Here is a 16,584-nt window from a genome sequence, read left to right as displayed (position 1 = left end):
CGAGTGTATTCGTGACCACCACCGAGTATCCCGATACCGACGTCCTGCACGACCGACTGCTGATCGGTGGCGACTGGGTCACCGGATCGTCCGCGACGACCCACGAGCACATCTATCCGGCGAACGGCCGTCCCAACGCGACGATCACCTTGGCTGGACCCGACGAGGTCGATCAGGCAGTCAGGAGTGCCCGGGAGGCGCAGCGTGAATGGGTCGCCCTGCCCGTCGGGCGTCGACGGGATATCATGGTCGATCTGGCCGATGCGGTACACGATCACGTCGACCAACTGGGCCGGCTCAGCGTGCACGACTTCGCCGTGCCCATGCGCACTGCCCCCGGGCACGCGATGTTGGCGGAGGGCTTTATCCGGTACTACGCTGGGCATGTCGACAAGGCACACGGACAAGTATCCGAGGTTTCCGGCAAACACGATCTCAACATCATCGACCGCGAGCCGTATGGCGTGGTCGGAATAATTGCGCCGTGGAACGGGCCCATGGTAGTCGTCGGCCTCAACGTCGCACCCGCCTTGGCCGCGGGCAACGCCGTGATCCTCAAGCCATCAGAGTTGTCCCCTTTCAGTGCACTTCGATTCGGCGAGATCTGTCTGGAGGCAGGGCTGCCACCAGGCCTGGTCAACGTGCTGCCGGCGGGTCCAGATGGCGGACAATCTCTGGTGTCCCACAGAGGAATCGGGAAGATCCACTTCACCGGCGGAGGTGCCACCGCCCGCAAGGTGATCGTCGCAGCCGCTGCCAATCTGACTCCGGTCGCCACCGAACTCGGTGGCAAATCGGCCAACATCATCTTTGCCGACGCCGATCTCGATCAGGCCGCGATTCTCTCGGCATGGCAAGGGCCCCTGGGCCAGTCGGGACAGAGCTGCGCATGTGGCAGCCGGATTCTCGTCCAGGAGGATGTGTTCGACGAGTTCCTGCAGCGATTCCTCACTGTGATCAGTGCGGCCAAGATCGGCGATCCCTTCGACCCGGACGTGATGGTGGGACCGGTGGTGAGTGAGCCCGCCATGAACCGCATCCTCGGGGTGATCGACGACGCCGTGGAATCGCGCCATGGGACACTGACCACCGGTGGCGCGCGAATCGGGGGAGACCTCGGCGACGGTTACTACATCGAGCCGACCGTCTTCACCGACGTTGACGCCCGATCGCCGCTCGCTACCGAGGAGATCTTCGGCCCGGTTGTTTCCGTCACCCGATTCCGCGATGAGGACGACGCCATCGCCATCGCCAACGACACCGAGTACGGTCTCAATACCTATGTGCAGACCATGAATCTCCCTCGAGCGCATCGTGTTGCTCGTGCTCTGCAATCCGGATCGGTGTGGATCAACCGCAACAGCGACATCTCGCCTCAGGGCCCCTACGGCGGCTACAAGAAGAGCGGGAACGGACGGTCCGGCGGAATCGAAGGCCTGCACGAGTTCCAACAGATCAAGAACACCCGCATCGGACTCTGACTCAAAGTCCATCCCAGCCCCGGCACCAGCCCGGTTCGCACCGTTGAAAGGCTCTCCGCCATGACAGATCTCACCTCAGTCGACTACTTCTCCGACAACGCAGTATCACAAGATCCCTACGACTACTGGGACCATCTCCGGAGCCAGGGGCCGGTGACCCGGGAGCCGTACCAGAACGTCGTCGCTGTCACCGGCTATCAGGAAGCGCAAGAGGCGTTCAAGGACACGGAGTCGTTCTCCGCCGTGAACGCCATCGGCGGGCCGTTCCCGCCGTTGCCGTTTCAACCCGTCGGCGACGATATCAGCGAACTGATCGAGGCCCATCGCCATGAGTTCCCCATCTTCGAGCACATGGTCACCATGGATCCGCCAGATCATCAGAAGGCACGATCCCTGCTGCTGCGACTGTTGACGCCGCGGCGACTTCAGGAGAACGAGGACTTCGTCTGGAATCTCGCCGACAAGCAGATCGACGAGTTCGTCGCGAACGGACGGTGCGAGTTTCTCGGCGAATACGGCAAACCCTTTGCCACACTGGCCATTGCGGATCTGCTTGGTGTGCCGGAGGAGGATCGGGATGAGGTTCGACGCAATCTCGGTGCGGGCAATGCCCCGGGCAGCCGAGTAGGTGCCCTCGATCATGAGCCGGTCGGCAGCAATCCCCTGCAATACCTCGACGATCTGTTCGCCGGTTACATCACTGCACGACGCGAGAACCCGCGCGACGACATCCTGGGCGGTCTCGCGTCGGCAACCTACCCGGATCGTTCGGTTCCCCCGGTGCTCGAGGTCGTGCGGCCGGCGACCTTCCTCTTTGCCGCCGGACAAGAGACGGTGACCAAACTCCTCAGCTCGGCACTTCTCGTCCTCTGCGAACGGCCCGATCTGCAAGACGAACTGCGCGCAGACCGCACGCTGATCGTGCCGTTCATCGAAGAAGCACTCCGCATGGAAAGCCCCACCAAGGTCGATTTCCGGCTCACCCGCAAGACGACCACACTCGGCGGAGTCGAACTCCCGGCCGGTACAGTCATCATGCTGTGTCTCGGGGCGGCCAACCGGGATCCCCGAAAGTTCGAGAACCCCAATGAGTTCCGGCTGGACCGCAAGAATGTTCGGGAACACATCGCGTTCGGTCGGGGCATTCACACCTGTGCGGGAGCGCCACTGGCCCGCGTCGAGGGTCGCGTGACGATCAATCGCCTGCTCGACCGAACGAGCAACGTCCGGCTTGACGAGTCGGTACACGGACCGGCCGGACGCCGAAACTTCACCTACGAGCCCACCTTCCTGTTGCGCGGACTGACCGAACTCCACATCGAGTTCGACGAGACGAAGTGAGAAGACGATGACGGTAGACAGCATTCTGGATGAACTGCGGAGCCGCCCCGGCGACGGAGACGCGATCGCGATCATCAATCCGGTCACCGAGGAAACGATCGCCGAGTTCACCGACGGTGGCGCAAAGGCGGTCGACGAAGCGGTCGGCCGGGCTCGCGCATCGTTCGAATCCGGCGTTTGGCATGGGCTGCCCGGACACGAACGGGCAAAGATCATGTGGCGGATCGCCGATCTGATCGACCAGTACGCCGGTGATTTGGCGGAACTGGATTCCCTGAACACCGGCATGAACTACGAACAGGCGAAGTCCATCATGGGCACGAGTGCGGAGATCTTCCGGTACTACGGCGGGTGGTGTACCAAGCTGAATGGAATCGCCCACGACGTTCAGATGACCGGCGGCATCACCGGGGCGTACTCGAACATGCACGCCTACACCCTCAAAGAACCCTATGGGGTTGTCGGCCTGATCTTCCCGTGGAACGGACCGGTTTTCAACGCCGCGGCCAAGCTGGGCCCCGCACTGGCCGCCGGCTGCAGCTCGGTGGTCAAACCCGCTGAAGAGACACCACTCTCGACAATCCTCCTGCAACGCATTCTCGCCGAGGCCGGTGTCCCCGACGGAGTTGTCAACCTGGTGACGGGGTATGGACATACCGCAGGGAAGGCACTCACCGAGCACCCGGGCGTGGACAAGATCGCGTTCACCGGATCGACCGAGGTCGGCAAGCAGATCATCGCCGCCTCGGCCGGCAACCTCAAGCGCGTCATGCTGGAACTCGGTGGCAAATCACCGGTGCTCATCTACGACGATGCAGACCTTGAGCAGGCGATCATGATGGCGGGCATGGGCATCTTCATCCATTCCGGTCAGGGATGTATCTGCGGCTCACGAATATTCGTGCAGCGCGGCGTATATGACCAGGTGGTGGAGGGCCTCTCGATGGTGGCCAACGGCGTCAAGCTCGGGGGCCCCGACGAAGAGGGCACGCTCATCGGGCCACTGATCAGCGAGAAGCAATTGCACCGCGTCATGGGCTTCGTCGAGGACGGAAAGCGTAACGGCGCCGAAGTCGTGACCGGAGGCCATCGACTCGACCGGCGCGGATACTTTTGTTCATCCGACCGTCGTCACCGACGTCCAACCGTCGATGAACCTCTACCAGCGGGAAATCTTCGGGCCGGTCGTCGCGGTCATGCCCTTCGACGACGATGACGAGGTTGTGGCGCTGGCCAATGACTCCGATTACGGCCTGGCCGCGACGGCCTGGACCAAGGACATCGGTCGGGCGCATCGGCTGGCGAAGCGACTCGAAGCCGGCACGGTGACCCTCAACTGCCAGATGGTGTTCGACCATTCGATGCCGTTCGGTGGTTACAAGCAGTCGGGTTGGGGACACGAGTGGGGTCGCGACGGCGTCGAAAGCTACCTGCAGACCAAGACCGTGTACGCACAGCTCTGACCTGGGTGCCACCATCAGCCCTCGCTTGGAGAAAGACGTGTCTGCCAGAGCCATCAACCATCACGTCGAGGAGACAAGATGCTCACTGTGAGCCGAGATCGTTCAGATCAACGCATTCTGGGCGCACGCGACGTGTCTCGCGCGCGCATGACCGCGCGTCGTCGTCCACTGCGTCATCGCATGGCGGTGGTTGCGGTGGACCCGGTCGAGGCGTTGCAGTTCACCGGTGGGTGGGTGTTCGACCACTCACTCGCCGGCTGGGACGTCAGCGTTCATGTTCTGGAAGAGGGCGATCCACGCCCGTGCGAGATCCTTGGTGCCCGAGTGTTCCAGTTGCAGTGCTCGCTGGAGCGCGCGGAAGCCGACCCGTGGCCGAACGCATTGGCGATCTCGGGCACACTGTTGCATAGTCACGAACGAATTCGACAGGGCGCGTCGGCGGCAATGGATGCCGGCCGAATTGATATTCGTCTGTGGGGCAACACCATCCCAACTGACCTGCAGGCAGGGACGTCGCCGGACGCACACCAACTCAGCATCGCGGCGCAGGCCTTCAAACGGCGTGCGTTCGATGCAGCATCCCTGAACGGCAACCAGGTGAGCGACGCAGAACACTTCCGCCTGTCTCATGCTGTGTCACTCGCGCCAGTTCCAGAACTGATTGCCCTGGGCGGCTGACACTAGGAGGGATCTTGTTCTGCGAAGAATATTGCTTCCCTTCCGGAAAATCCATGTTCTCATCCCGAACTAGGGCAGATGAGCAACACTGTGAGCGCGGTATGTTGTCAATGATCAATGAGACCCTTGTCACATCGCCAAAACCTACCTACTATGTGTTCACTAGGTTGGATTCGGCAGCCCCCGAAGAGTGAAATCGCAGATCAAGTAGTGGAGTCCGGTGACTGGTACACGCCCGTATGACACGCTTCTCACCAAGGGTGAGGAACGTAAGCAACGCATCCTCGAAGTTGCGCAGCGTCTGCTGGCCCGCAATGGATGGCGTACGACGAGCTTGGCCCAGATCGCGGCGGAGGCGGGCGTCACGCCTGCGGGTCTCCTGCATCATTTCGAGTCGAAGGCGCAACTGCTCCATGCAGTCCTGGAGCTCCGCGACGCCGACGACGATGAGCATGCGGATCGGCAGGGAGACATTCTCGAGCAGTTGGAGAACGTCGCCCTGCGATTCGAACGCTCGCCGGAACAGGTTCGGATGTTCACCGTGCTGCAAGCCGAGAACCTCGATCCGGACACTCCACTCCACGACCGACTGTTGTTCCGCTATCACGCGGCAGTCGATACCGTCACCGAGGGCATCCGGCGCGGACAACGCGAAGGACGATTTCGCACCGACCTGGACGCGGCCGACAAGGCCGTGGAAGTCATCGCATTCATCAATGGAATGGAAACATCATGGCTGCTGGACCCGTCAATTCCGCTGGTACGCGTCTTCCGGGAGTACGCGAGGTCACTCGAGCGCGAGCTGTCGCGCGCCGACGTCCCCTCCGCTACCGCCTAGCGGTGCTGGCCGCGAATCCGCTCGAGGCAATCGAATACGCCGGTGGCTGGTTGTTCGACCAGTCGATGGCCGGCTGGGACGTGTCGGTGCATGTCGCGGAGGACGGCGACACACGTCCACTGGAGATCCTCGGCGCGAGCTTCTTCGACCTGCGCAGTTCGTTGGTCTGCCCGGACTATCTCGAACAGCGGAAGGTCGGTCCGTGGCCGCAGGCGGTCGTCGTGTCGCCGAGGGTGCTGGTGTCCGACGAACAGTTGCGCACGGCGACCATGGCCTCGATCGATCAACGGCTCGTCGACGTGAAGTTGTGGGGTGATGAGATGCCGGCCGAGTTCGACGGGCGCTGTCAACCCATCTCACACCGATTGAGTGTGGCGGCACGAGCGTTCAAGCGTCAGGCCTTCGCCGCGGCCGACATCGACCCGAACAGGGTGAACAACGTCGAGGATTTCCGGGCCGCGTCGAATCACGCTGCGCCCCGCACCGATCTCGTACCGGCGAGCTGACGAGTGTTGTTGCGCCCCTCATGACGGAAGGGGCGCAGCAACATACGGCGCGGCCGGTTTACCTGGCTGCACCACCAGTTCCACACCGGATTGACCGCTGCGCAGCAGATACTCGACGGCCTCGGCGACCTGCTCGGCCGGCAGCATCGGGATTCCCGCGGCGAGGAAGTGATCTCGGCCGCCTGCGGTCAGCGGTGTGTCCACCAAGCCGGGACACACCGCATTCAGCAGTATCCCCTCGCGCGCGAGGGGAGCCGAGGCCGCGCGGACCAATCCGATCACGGCGTGCTTGGTCATGGTGTAAATGATGTCCTGTTCGACTCCGTGCAGTGCCGCCAGCGATGCGGTGATCACGATGGAACCGTGGCCCTGGCGGCGCATGACCGGCAGTGCGGCTCGCAGGCCCCACACCGCAGCGTTTTGGTTGACGCCCACGATCGACTGGTAGACGTGTGGGTCGAGGGTCGCGAGATCCTTGTCGGCACAATTGCGCCCGGCGTTGAGTACGAGGATGTCGAGGTGTTCGCCGGCCGCGGCCACCGCTCGCGCGGATGTCTCGGGATCGGTGAGGTCTCCGATGATCGCAGTGCCGCCGATGCTTTCGGCAACGCGGTGCACCTCGGGGTTGCGGTCGACAACGACACAGCGGGTGCCCGACGCGGACAGTCGGCGGGCGGTGGCGGCCCCGATGCCGCCTGCGGCTCCGGTGATGACAGCGGTCGTGGTCACGTGTTCTCCTGCTGTGTCAGTTGTCGTTGACGTGAAGGAGAACCTTGCCCACTGCACGGCCGTCGGCAACGAGACGCAGGGCCTGCGCGGCGTCGGCGAGTGGATATTCCGCGCCGACAAAGGGTTCGACACGTCTGGAGGTGATGAGCTGGCGCAACTCGTCCTCGTTGCGCGTGAACTCATCGCGGGCGATGTCCCCGAACTGGAACCCCATGATCTGAATTCCCTTGACCAGCACAAGGTTCAGCGGGATACGTGGAATCTCGCCGGAGGCGAACCCGATCGTCACGAACCGGCCGCCACGACGCAGCGACCGCAACGCGGGTTCGGATAGTGCCCCGCCCACGGGGTCGATGACCGCTGCCGCACCGGGGTCGAGGTGTTCCTTGAGGGCGTTGCGGAGGTCGGTCTCGCGGTGATTGATGAGCCCGGTCGCGCCATGGAGCTTTGCGGCATCCAGTTTCTCGGCCGACGACGCGACGGCGATCACCTCGGCACCGAGTTCGGTGGCGAGTGCCACCGCGGCCAGGCCGACACCGCCACCGGCACCGAGCACCACCACCGGGTCGCCCGGCTGCACGCGGGCCACCGAGCGCAGCGCGTGGTAGGCGGTGCGGTAGGCGACGCCACCGGCTGCGGCCAGGCGCAGGGATACCCCGTGGGGGACGTCACTGACCGATCGTGCCTCGGCGACGACCTCGGTGGCGAAGGCGCCGTACAGTCCGGTCCCCATGACCCGGTCGCCGACGGCGAATCGCCCCTCGGTCTCGCGGATCTCGGTGACGATCCCGGTGTACTCGCTGCCCGGCACGAACGGCGCAGGCACGCTGATCTGGTACTCGTCGGCGACCACCAGAACGTCGGGAAAGTTCACGGCCGCGTACTCGACTTGGATGCGGACCTGTCCCGGTGCCAGCTTTCTCGACGGAATTGTCTGTATGGCAACTGTTTCCGGCGGTCCATGCTCGGCGCACACGGCCGCAGTGACGGTCACCTCACCGCCCCTTCCATTGGGGCTCACGCTTCTGCATGAAGGAGGTGGCGCCTTCGATGGCGTCCTCGCTGCTGAACACGACCGACTGCCAGTGCGACAGTCGGTCGGTCACGCTCGTCGGATCGATCACCGCCAGCCGGACCAGTTCCTTGCAGGCAGCGAGGCTCAGGGGTGCGCTCGACGCTACCCGGCGGGCGTAGTCGACGGCGGTGGCGATCAGGTCGTCGGCGTCGACCACCGCGTTGACCAGGCCGAGGTCGTAACCTCGTTGTGCATCGATGAATTCGCCGGTCATGGTCATCTCGAGGGCTGCGCTGAGGGGGATGCGGGTGCCGATGTTGGTGCCGCCGCCGCCGGGGAACAGGCCGCGCTTGGCTTCGGGAAGTCCGAAACGTGCGTCGCGGCAGGCGATGATGAGGTCGCACCCGAGCAGGAGCTCGAGGCCCCCGCCGATCGCGGCGCCGTTGACGGCCGCGATCACCGGGATCGTCGTCTCCCCGCGGGTGAGACGGTAGTACGCCTCCGTCGCGGGATCCAGCCCGCTGCCGATGTCGCCGCCCTCGGCGAAGGCGCGCAGGTCCATACCGGCGCAGAAGGCGCGGTCGCCGGCGGCGGTCAGCACGATCGTACGGATGTCCGGGTCGGCTTCTGCATCGGTCACGGCGCTACCAATTGCCCGGATCAGACTGCCGGTGAGTGCATTTCGTGCGTCGGGACGGTTGAGAGTCAGAATCAGGATGTCATCTTGACGCTCGTAGATGAGCTCGTCGGTCGCCGTGGTCATGAGCGGTAGTCCGTCGACTCGGCGAGGTCGGCGGCCGAGCGCATCAGATCGGGGACGATCGATCCGAACGACTGGAGTTTGTGGTCGTCGCCGGCCCGCTGATATCCGCGCTCCAAAACGATCGCCAACTTCCACTTGGCCAGCACCAGGTAGTAGTCGAGGTCATCGACCTGCCGACCCGACACGTCGGCATAGTGCTGCATCATCTGAGTCCGGGAGGGCATACCGCGAAGGTCGACATAGCTTGCCTGGGAGGCCGATTCGGACTGCGTGTCCTCGGGCCAGCTCTGGAGCATCCAGGCGAGGTCCAGTTTCGGATCGCCGACGGTACCCATCTCCCAATCGACGATGGCGGCCATCTGTGCCGGCGCACCGTCGTGGAACATGACGTTGGCGAACTGATAGTCGCCATGCATGATGCCGGGGATGTAGTCGATCGGACGATTCTCCTGCAGCCAGCGGGTGGCAACGTCCATGCCGTCGAGTTCGCGGCCCTTGATCCGCTCGAAGAACGACGTCCAGCGATCGACCTGACGCTCATGAAAGCCGTCGGGACGACCCAGATCGTCGAGTCCCTGTGCGCGCCAATCCACCTTGGACAGCAAGGCGATGCCCTCGGCCAGTTGATATCCGAGCTGCGGACGCAGTTCGTGGTCGGAGCGGAACGGCTCGGGCCACTTCTTGTGGTCCATCGGGGACCAGCCGTCGACGAAGCCCATCAGGTAGAAGGCGCGGCCGAGGACCGAGGTGTCGTCGCACGCCGCGATCGCGCGGGTATGCGGGACGTCGGTACCGTCGAGCGCCTCGATGATGCGCCACTCGCGCAGAATGCCTTGGTCGCGGTCGGACGGCGCGGCCGCCGGTGGGATGCGGATGACGCAGCGTTCGTCGCCGCGAGTGATCTCGTAGATCTCGTTTTGTGTTCCGCCGGAAAGGAATCGGGCGTTGATGGGGTCGCCTTTGCCGGGCAGTCCCATGCCGTCCATCCAGTCGGCGAGTCGGTCGATGTCGATCATTGGTTACCTGCTTCGTGGTCGAGGAACTCGGCATACTTCTCGCGGGCGTCGGCGTCCAGCTTCGGGATCCACTGGGTGGGCCACATGTCGTCGGTCGGGGAGTGATCGCGCAGAACCTGCTTGGCCACGGTCATCTTGTGTACTTCGGTGGGGCCGTCGGCCAGGCCCATCACACCGGCGCCGTGGATCATTGTCAGGAAGGGCATCTCGTTGGTGACGCCGAGCGCACCGTGAATTTGCATGGCGCGCCAGGCGATGTCGTGGAGAACCGTCGGCATGACCACTTTCACCGCCGCAATGTCCTTGCGCACCTTTTGATAGTCCTGGTACTTGTCGATCTCCCAGGCGGTATAGAGCACGAGCAGTCGGAATTGCTTGAGCTGCGCATAGGAGTCGGCGATGTAGCCCTGAACGAACTGCTTGTCGGCGAGTTTGCCGCCGGCGGTGACCCGGCTCAGTGCACGTTCACACATCATGTCCAGCGCCTTCTGCGCCAGACCGATGGTGCGCATGGCGTGATGAATTCGGCCGCCGCCCAACCGGGTCTGGGCGATCGCAAAGGCCTGGCCCTCGCCGCCGAGCAACGCTTCGGCGGGGACACGAACGTCGGTGTATTTGATCAAGGCGTGCGAGCCGCCGTTCATCGGTTCGCCGTACAGGCCGACGTTGCGGACGATCTCGATTCCCGGCGTGTCACTCGGGACGAGGAACATCGACATCCCCTTATAGGCGCTGACGTCGGGGTTGGTCACGACCATCACGATCAGGAACGATGCGGTTGCGGCGTTGGAGGAGAAGTACTTCCACCCGTTGATGATCCAATCGTCGCCATCCCGGGTCGCGCGGGTCTCGAACAGCGTCGGATCGGCGCCTGCCTGCGGTTCGGTCATCGAATACGACGAGAACAACTCGCCCTCGAGCAGCGGCCGAAGATAGCGCTCCTTCTGTGTCTCAGTGCCGAAGTGTGCGATGATCTCCGCGTTCCCGGTGTCGGGTGCCTGGCAGCCGAAGACGATGGGTGCCCAGGACGACCGTCCCAAGATCTCGTTGAGCAGTGCCAACTTCAGCTGACCGTGACCGGCTCCACCGAGTTCTGGACCGAGATGCGTGGCCCAGAGTCCACGCTTGCGCACCTCGTCCTTGAGCGGGTCGATCGCCTTGCGTCGTGCCCCGTCCAGGGGGACGAACTGTTGGTGCGGCCAGATCCGGTCGAGTGGCTCGACCTCCTCGCGGACAAACTCGTTGGCCCAGTCCAGTTGTTCCTGATAGTCCGGGTCGGTCTCGAAATCCCATGCCATTGCAACTCCTCTCCTGTGATGAGAATATAGTTCTCATGACACAGAATGCAATTCTGAATCGGCAGAGCGGTGTGGGAGCGGTGTCGTGAAACGCGATGACCTCTTCCACGTCGGGATCGTCAGTGCCGACCCTGCGGCGACGCGAAAGTCGCTGGGCGCGCTCTTCGATTACTCCTGGGGGCCGACGATCGACTCGAGCGTGGAGGTTCGTACGCCATCGGGTGAGAGTGTTCTCGATATGTCATGCGCATTCACCCTCGAGACCCCACGCATCGAGGTCGTCCGTGAGGTGCCCGGCACGCTGTGGTCGGGCGGAGGGGGTATCCATCACCTCGGCTACTGGTCCGACGACGTCGATGCGGATCTGGCGGCCGCGGAAGGACTCGGTTTCGTCTGTGAGGCAAAACGTTCGGGTCCGGACGGTTCGACCTTCTTCGCGTTCTGTCGGAACCCGGACGGTCTACTCGTCGAGCTCGTGACGCGGGCGGCAGCCGAAGGATTGTCGCGGTGTTGGGCCGGCCCCGATGCCGACTGATCGTACGACCGAGGTCACGCGGTCCACGGTTGCGCGGCGAATCGCATCGCGGGCGGTGGCGGACCGTGAGGCGCTCTACGCCGCCGAGGTGGGGCGATTGATCGACGCGGCGCGGGAGTTGATGGCGTCGAGCGGAACGACAGGCAAGCCGCGGGTCGCCGATATCGTGGCGGCCGCGGGCCTGTCGAATGAAGCGTTCTACCGTCACTTTCGTTCCAAGGACGAGCTCGTCGCCGCCATCCTCGAGGACGGCGCTGACCGCCTCTGTAACTATCTCGCCCATCAGATGGCGAAGAAATCGACCGCCCGCGATCGCATCGAGTGCTGGGTCGAGGGCGTACTGGCCCAGGCCGATGTCGACGCTGCCCGAACCACTCATGCGGTCCTGTGGAACGTCGGCGCCGTCGACGCCGGAATCATGACCACACCTCCATCGGTCGGTGCTCGGCTGGCGGAGCTCTTACACCAGCCATTCGCCGAATTGGGCTGCACCGAACCGACTCTGGAAGCTCAGCTGGCTGCACATGCGACTCTCGGAGTACTCGCCGACCACTTGTGGCGACAGTGTCAGCCCACGTCGGACGTTGTCGATCGGGTCATCGTGGGGGTCCTGCGGATCGCGGGTGCGGCGTCGTCGATGCCGTGATGCATCGCGGCCGGAACCGGACGAATCCGCCCTGCTGAGCGATTGCTCAGCAAAACCCTTGTCCTTTGGCGCCAAGAATGCAATTCTGATCGAGAAAGAATTATGTTCTTGATGGAGGTTGCGGATGACGACTGCGCCGATGACCCTCGCGCACCACGCGTTGCGGACGCCGACCAAGCCGGCGATCGTGATGGGGTCGACCGGCGAGACCGTATCGTTCGCTGAACTCGAGATCCGATCACGCCAGTTCGCACGTATTCTGCGGGACAACGGTATCCGGGCTGGCGATGGGGTCGCCATCCTGATGGAGAACAACCGACAGTTCCTCGAGGTGGCGTGGGCCGCGCAGCGCAGCGGCCTGTACTACACGGCGATCAATCGCCATCTCACCTCTGCTGAGGTCCAGTACATCCTCGACGACAGTGGTGCTGTCGCACTCATCAGCAGTGATGCGATGACGGATGTGCTTGCGAGGCTCGACCTGAGCGGACTAACCATGCGGATCACGGTCGCCGGCGAGATAGACGGATTCGAGTCGTCTGAGGAGCTGCTGCGGGCCACCGAGGTCGGCCCACTCGACGACGAGTCCGAGGGCCGCGAGATGCTCTACTCGTCGGGTACCACCGGGCGTCCGAAAGGCGTTCGGAAGACATTGCCGCAGACTCCGCTCGGCGACCCGAGCGCCGCAACCGTGCAGATCGCAGCGGGTCTTGCGATGACAGGGAACACGGATGACGCGGTATACCTATGTCCGGCTCCGCTCTATCACGGCGCGCCACTGATCTTCTCGATGTCGTGGCAACGACTCGGCGCGACGGTGGTGGTGATGGAGCATTTCGATGCCGCACAGTGCTTGCGGCTGATTGACCGATACCGCGTCACGTCAGGTCAATTCGTGCCGACCATGTTCACCCGCCTGCTCCGGCTGCCGCCCGAGGAGCGTGAACAGCATGACTTGTCCAGCCTCACCAGCGTCGTGCATTCCGCTGCGCCCTGTCCGGTCGAGGTCAAACAACAGATGATCGAGTGGTGGGGACCGATCATCAGCGAGTACTACTCGGGCACCGAGGATGTCGGCACCACCTTCATCACCGCCGGAGAATGGCTTGCCCATCGCGGCTCCGTGGGACGGCCATTGGAGACGTGCCACATCGTCGGCCCGGACGGGCAGGAACTCCCCACCGGCGAGATCGGACAGGTCTACTTCGAGGGCGGCCGCGCATTCGAGTACCACAACGATCCGGAGAAGACGGCCGCGGCGGTCAACGAACGGGGTTGGCGCACCATCGGAGACATCGGCAGGATCGACGACGATGGCTACCTCTACCTGACCGATCGCGCGGCGCACATGATCATCTCCGGCGGAGTCAACATCTATCCGCAGGAGACCGAGAACGTCCTGGCAGCCCACCCGGCGGTTGCCGACGTGGCGGTCATTGGCATCCCTGACTCGGAGATGGGCGAATCCGTGTGCGCGGTGGTCGAGTTGGTGGACACCCCCACGGTCGGCGATGACTTGGCGGCGCAGCTCTACGACTACTGCCGAGAGCGCCTGGCGGGCTACAAATGTCCGCGCACCGTCGAGTTCGTCGACGCACTGCCGCGGGACCCCAACGGAAAACTCTACAAACGCAAGTTGCGGGAAAAGTACTGGGCGGGCCGCGAAACACTCGTGGTGTAGCCCGATATCGTTCTGAGAGAAGGAGATACGACATGGTGGTACAGACAATCGTCGACGACCTGCAGAAGCGGCCCGGCTTCGGCGATGTCATCCCGGTCATCGATCCGGTGTCCGAGCAGCAGATCGCCGAGTTCACCGACGGCGGAGCCAAGGCTGTTGATGAGGCTGTCGCGCGTGCCCGGGAGACCTTCGAGTCCGGCGTCTGGCAGGGCAAACCCGGCAGTGAACGGGCGAAGGTGTTGTGGCGCGTCGCCGACCTGATCGACGACCACGCTGCCGACCTCGCCGAACTGGACTCGTTCAACACCGGCATGCCCACCGATCAGGCGCAAGCCATCATGGGTACCGCCGCCGAGATGTTCCGGTACTACGCGGGCTGGTGCACCAAGCTCAACGGCATCGCACACGACATTCAGATGACCGGCGGCGTCGCACAGCTGTTCTCCAACGCGCACGGCTACACCCTGCGTGAGCCGTATGGTGTTGTGGGGCTCATCTTCCCGTGGAACGGACCGGTATTCAACTGGGCGGCCAAACTGGCGCCCGCGCTGGCTGCCGGATGCAGTTGCGTCGTCAAACCGGCCGAGGAGACACCGCTGTCGGCGGTGCTGCTGCACCAGATCCTCGAGCGCGCAGGCGTACCCGACGGCGTGGCCAATCTCGTGCAAGGATATGGCCACACCGCAGGCAAGGCCCTGAGCGAACACCCCGACGTCGACAAGATCGCCTTCACCGGCTCCACCGAGGTCGGTAAGCAGATCGTGCGAGCTGCGTCGGGCAACCTCAAGCGGGTGACCCTCGAACTGGGCGGCAAGTCGCCCGTCCTCATCTACGACGACGCCGACATCGACACCGCGGTGCTGATGGCCTCGATGGGTATCTTCATCCACTCGGGACAGGGATGTATCTGCGGTTCACGGATTTTCGTGCAGCGCGGAGTCTACGACCGGGTCGTCGAAGGCATTTCGGGTATCGCCAACGGCATGCAACTCGGTGGCCCCAAAGAGGAGGGCAGCCATATCGGCCCGCTGATCAGTGAGAAACAGCTCAACCGCGTCATGGGATTCATTGATGAGGGGCGCAAGGACGGCGTGGAGATCGTCACCGGTGGCCACCGACTCGATCGCACCGGGTATTTCGTGCATCCCACGGTGGTCGCCGACGTCGACCCGGCGATGAACCTCTTCCAGCGCGAGATCTTCGGTCCCGTCGTCGCCGTGATGCCGTTCGACGACGACGACGAGGTCATCGCTCTCGCCAACAACTCCGACTACGGGCTGGCCGCCACCGCGTGGACCAACGATGTCGGGCGTGCCCACAACCTGGCCAAGCGACTGCAGGCCGGCACGGTCACCCTGAATTGCCAGATGGTGTACGACCATTCGATGCCGTTCGGCGGCTATAAGCAATCAGGCTGGGGACACGAGTTCGGGCGCAACGGAATCGAGACCTACCTGCAGACCAAGACCGTCTACACCAAGATCTGATCGGTCACCAAGGACATCCCATGCCTGACAAACCCGTTTATCGCGTCGTGCAATGGACCACCGGCAACGTCGGACGTAGTTCGGTCGCCGCGCTCGCGGCCAATCCCGACTATGAGATCGTCGGCTGCTACGCGTGGTCGGCGGAGAAGGTCGGACGCGACGTCGGCGAACTTGCCGGTGTCGAACCGATCGGCATCGCGGCGACCAACGACGTCAACGCCTTGCTGGCGCTGAAACCCGATGTCGTGGTGTATAACCCGATGTGGATCAACGTGGGCGAACTGGTGTCGATTCTGGAAGCCGGAATCAATGTCGTCGCAACGGCGTCATTCATCACCGGCCACAATCAGGGGCAGGGACGCCACCGCATCGAAGATGCCTGTCAGCGTGGCGGTTCGACCATGTTCGGGTCGGGGATCAGCCCTGGATTCGTCAACCAACTGTCGATAGTCGCGGCAGGAATCTGCGACCGGGTGGACCGCATCACGGTGAACGAGGCCGCCGACACCACCTTCTACGACTCGCCGGCAACCGAGCAACCGGTCGGCTTCGGTCAACCCATCGACCACCCTGCGCTGCAACAGATGACGGCGCACGGAACCGGCGTGTTCGGAGAAGCCGTGCGCATGGTGGCCGATGCGATCGGCGTAGAACTCGACGAAGTGCGCTGCGATGCCGAGTATGCGCAGACGACCGAGGATCTCGACCTCGGTTCGTGGACGATTTCGGCGGGGTGTGTGGCCGGCGTGCACGCGAGCTGGAAGGGGATCGCCGCCGGCGAGACGGTCGCGGAGATCAATGTCCGATGGCGCAAAGGGCAGACGCTCCAACCGGATTGGCAGATCGACCAGGACGGCTGGGTGATCGAGGTCGCCGGCCGCCCGACGGTCACGATGACGGTCGGTTTCGCCGCGCCGCCGGACTTCGAGGCGACGACACTGGAGGAGTTCATGGTACTGGGGCACATCATGACCGCCACGCCACCGCTCAATGCCATTCCGGCCGTCGTCGCAGCGCCGCCGGGCATCGTCACCTACAACGATCTACCGCTCATCCTGCCCCGCGGCGTGGCGGCGGTCGGCTGACGCGAGCCCAGAACACAACCAA

General features: G+C 63.7%; 15 protein-coding genes and 1 pseudogene. 11 read left to right on the top strand and 5 right to left on the bottom strand.

Annotation, left to right across the window (positions count from 1 at the left end):
• The first annotated feature begins 11 nt into the window (after positions 1–11).
• From AAFP30_RS08745 to AAFP30_RS08720, 6 genes and pseudogenes are all read left to right on the top strand, one after another.
• A complete protein-coding gene (locus AAFP30_RS08745) occupies positions 12–1,481 on the top strand; it encodes an aldehyde dehydrogenase family protein (RefSeq protein ID WP_419229503.1) in 1,470 nt (489 codons plus the stop codon).
• 60 nt (positions 1,482–1,541) lie between these two features.
• Positions 1,542–2,822, top strand: a complete 1,281-nt coding sequence (locus tag AAFP30_RS08740; protein ID WP_419229502.1) for a cytochrome P450 — start codon at positions 1,542–1,544, stop codon at positions 2,820–2,822.
• 7 nt (positions 2,823–2,829) lie between these two features.
• Positions 2,830–4,285, top strand: a pseudogene (locus AAFP30_RS08735) (aldehyde dehydrogenase family protein).
• 78 nt (positions 4,286–4,363) lie between these two features.
• Positions 4,364–4,963 (top strand): hypothetical protein, encoded by a 600-nt coding sequence (locus AAFP30_RS08730; protein WP_419229501.1) that lies wholly within the window; start codon positions 4,364–4,366, stop codon positions 4,961–4,963.
• Between the two features lie 220 nt (positions 4,964–5,183).
• The gene (locus tag AAFP30_RS08725) at positions 5,184–5,801 is read left to right on the top strand and encodes a TetR/AcrR family transcriptional regulator (protein WP_419229500.1); all 618 of its coding nucleotides are present in this window, start codon (positions 5,184–5,186) and stop codon (positions 5,799–5,801) included.
• 2 nt (positions 5,802–5,803) lie between these two features.
• Complete coding sequence (locus AAFP30_RS08720; RefSeq protein WP_419229499.1) at positions 5,804–6,307, top strand: hypothetical protein; 504 nt, start codon at positions 5,804–5,806, stop codon at positions 6,305–6,307.
• Positions 6,308–6,325: 18 nt separating this feature from the next.
• On the opposite strand, the gene AAFP30_RS08715 is transcribed toward AAFP30_RS08720, so the two are convergent.
• The 5 genes from AAFP30_RS08715 to AAFP30_RS08695 are packed head-to-tail and all read right to left on the bottom strand — an operon-like array spanning position 6,326 to position 11,128.
• Positions 6,326–7,036, bottom strand: coding sequence for an SDR family oxidoreductase (locus tag AAFP30_RS08715; protein WP_419229498.1), 711 nt, complete (start codon positions 7,034–7,036; stop codon positions 6,326–6,328).
• 16 nt (positions 7,037–7,052) lie between these two features.
• Positions 7,053–8,030: an NADPH:quinone oxidoreductase family protein gene (locus AAFP30_RS08710; protein WP_419229497.1), complete on the bottom strand. Its 978-nt coding sequence runs from the start codon at positions 8,028–8,030 to the stop codon at positions 7,053–7,055.
• Between the two features lies 1 nt (position 8,031).
• Positions 8,032–8,814 carry an enoyl-CoA hydratase/isomerase family protein gene (locus tag AAFP30_RS08705; RefSeq protein ID WP_419229496.1) on the bottom strand — a complete coding sequence of 261 codons (783 nt, stop codon included), beginning with the start codon at positions 8,812–8,814 and terminating at the stop codon, positions 8,032–8,034.
• The gene (locus tag AAFP30_RS08700; RefSeq protein WP_419229495.1) at positions 8,811–9,830 is read right to left on the bottom strand and encodes a phosphotransferase family protein; all 1,020 of its coding nucleotides are present in this window, start codon (positions 9,828–9,830) and stop codon (positions 8,811–8,813) included. The genes AAFP30_RS08705 and AAFP30_RS08700 overlap by 4 nt, the downstream gene beginning before the upstream one ends.
• Positions 9,827–11,128, bottom strand: coding sequence for an acyl-CoA dehydrogenase family protein (locus tag AAFP30_RS08695; protein WP_419229494.1), 1,302 nt, complete (start codon positions 11,126–11,128; stop codon positions 9,827–9,829). The genes AAFP30_RS08700 and AAFP30_RS08695 overlap by 4 nt, the downstream gene beginning before the upstream one ends.
• Positions 11,129–11,213: 85 nt before the next feature.
• On the opposite strand from AAFP30_RS08695, the gene AAFP30_RS08690 reads away from it, so the two are divergent.
• From AAFP30_RS08690 to AAFP30_RS08670, 5 genes are all read left to right on the top strand, one after another.
• Entirely contained in the window at positions 11,214–11,663 is a 450-nt protein-coding gene (locus AAFP30_RS08690) for a VOC family protein (protein ID WP_419229493.1), read from the top strand.
• On the top strand, positions 11,653–12,309 hold the full coding sequence (locus AAFP30_RS08685; RefSeq protein ID WP_419229492.1) for a TetR/AcrR family transcriptional regulator: 657 nt from the start codon (positions 11,653–11,655) through the stop codon (positions 12,307–12,309). Before AAFP30_RS08690 ends, AAFP30_RS08685 begins: the two co-directional genes overlap by 11 nt.
• Before the next feature lie 139 nt (positions 12,310–12,448).
• On the top strand, positions 12,449–13,990 hold the full coding sequence (locus AAFP30_RS08680) for an acyl-CoA synthetase (RefSeq protein WP_419229575.1): 1,542 nt from the start codon (positions 12,449–12,451) through the stop codon (positions 13,988–13,990).
• Between the two features lie 32 nt (positions 13,991–14,022).
• Entirely contained in the window at positions 14,023–15,477 is a 1,455-nt protein-coding gene (locus tag AAFP30_RS08675) for an aldehyde dehydrogenase family protein (RefSeq protein ID WP_419229491.1), read from the top strand.
• A 20-nt stretch (positions 15,478–15,497) separates the two neighbouring features.
• Positions 15,498–16,562 carry a dihydrodipicolinate reductase gene (locus tag AAFP30_RS08670; RefSeq protein WP_419229490.1) on the top strand — a complete coding sequence of 355 codons (1,065 nt, stop codon included), beginning with the start codon at positions 15,498–15,500 and terminating at the stop codon, positions 16,560–16,562.
• The last annotated feature ends 22 nt before the right edge of the window (positions 16,563–16,584 follow it).

Origin of the sequence: Gordonia sp. CPCC 205515 (assembly GCF_048537925.1) — a bacterium.
Taxonomy (GTDB): Bacteria; Actinomycetota; Actinomycetes; order Mycobacteriales; family Mycobacteriaceae; genus Gordonia.
The sequence above is the reverse complement of the archived record's forward strand: the minus strand, read 5'-3'. Positions and strand labels throughout refer to the sequence as shown.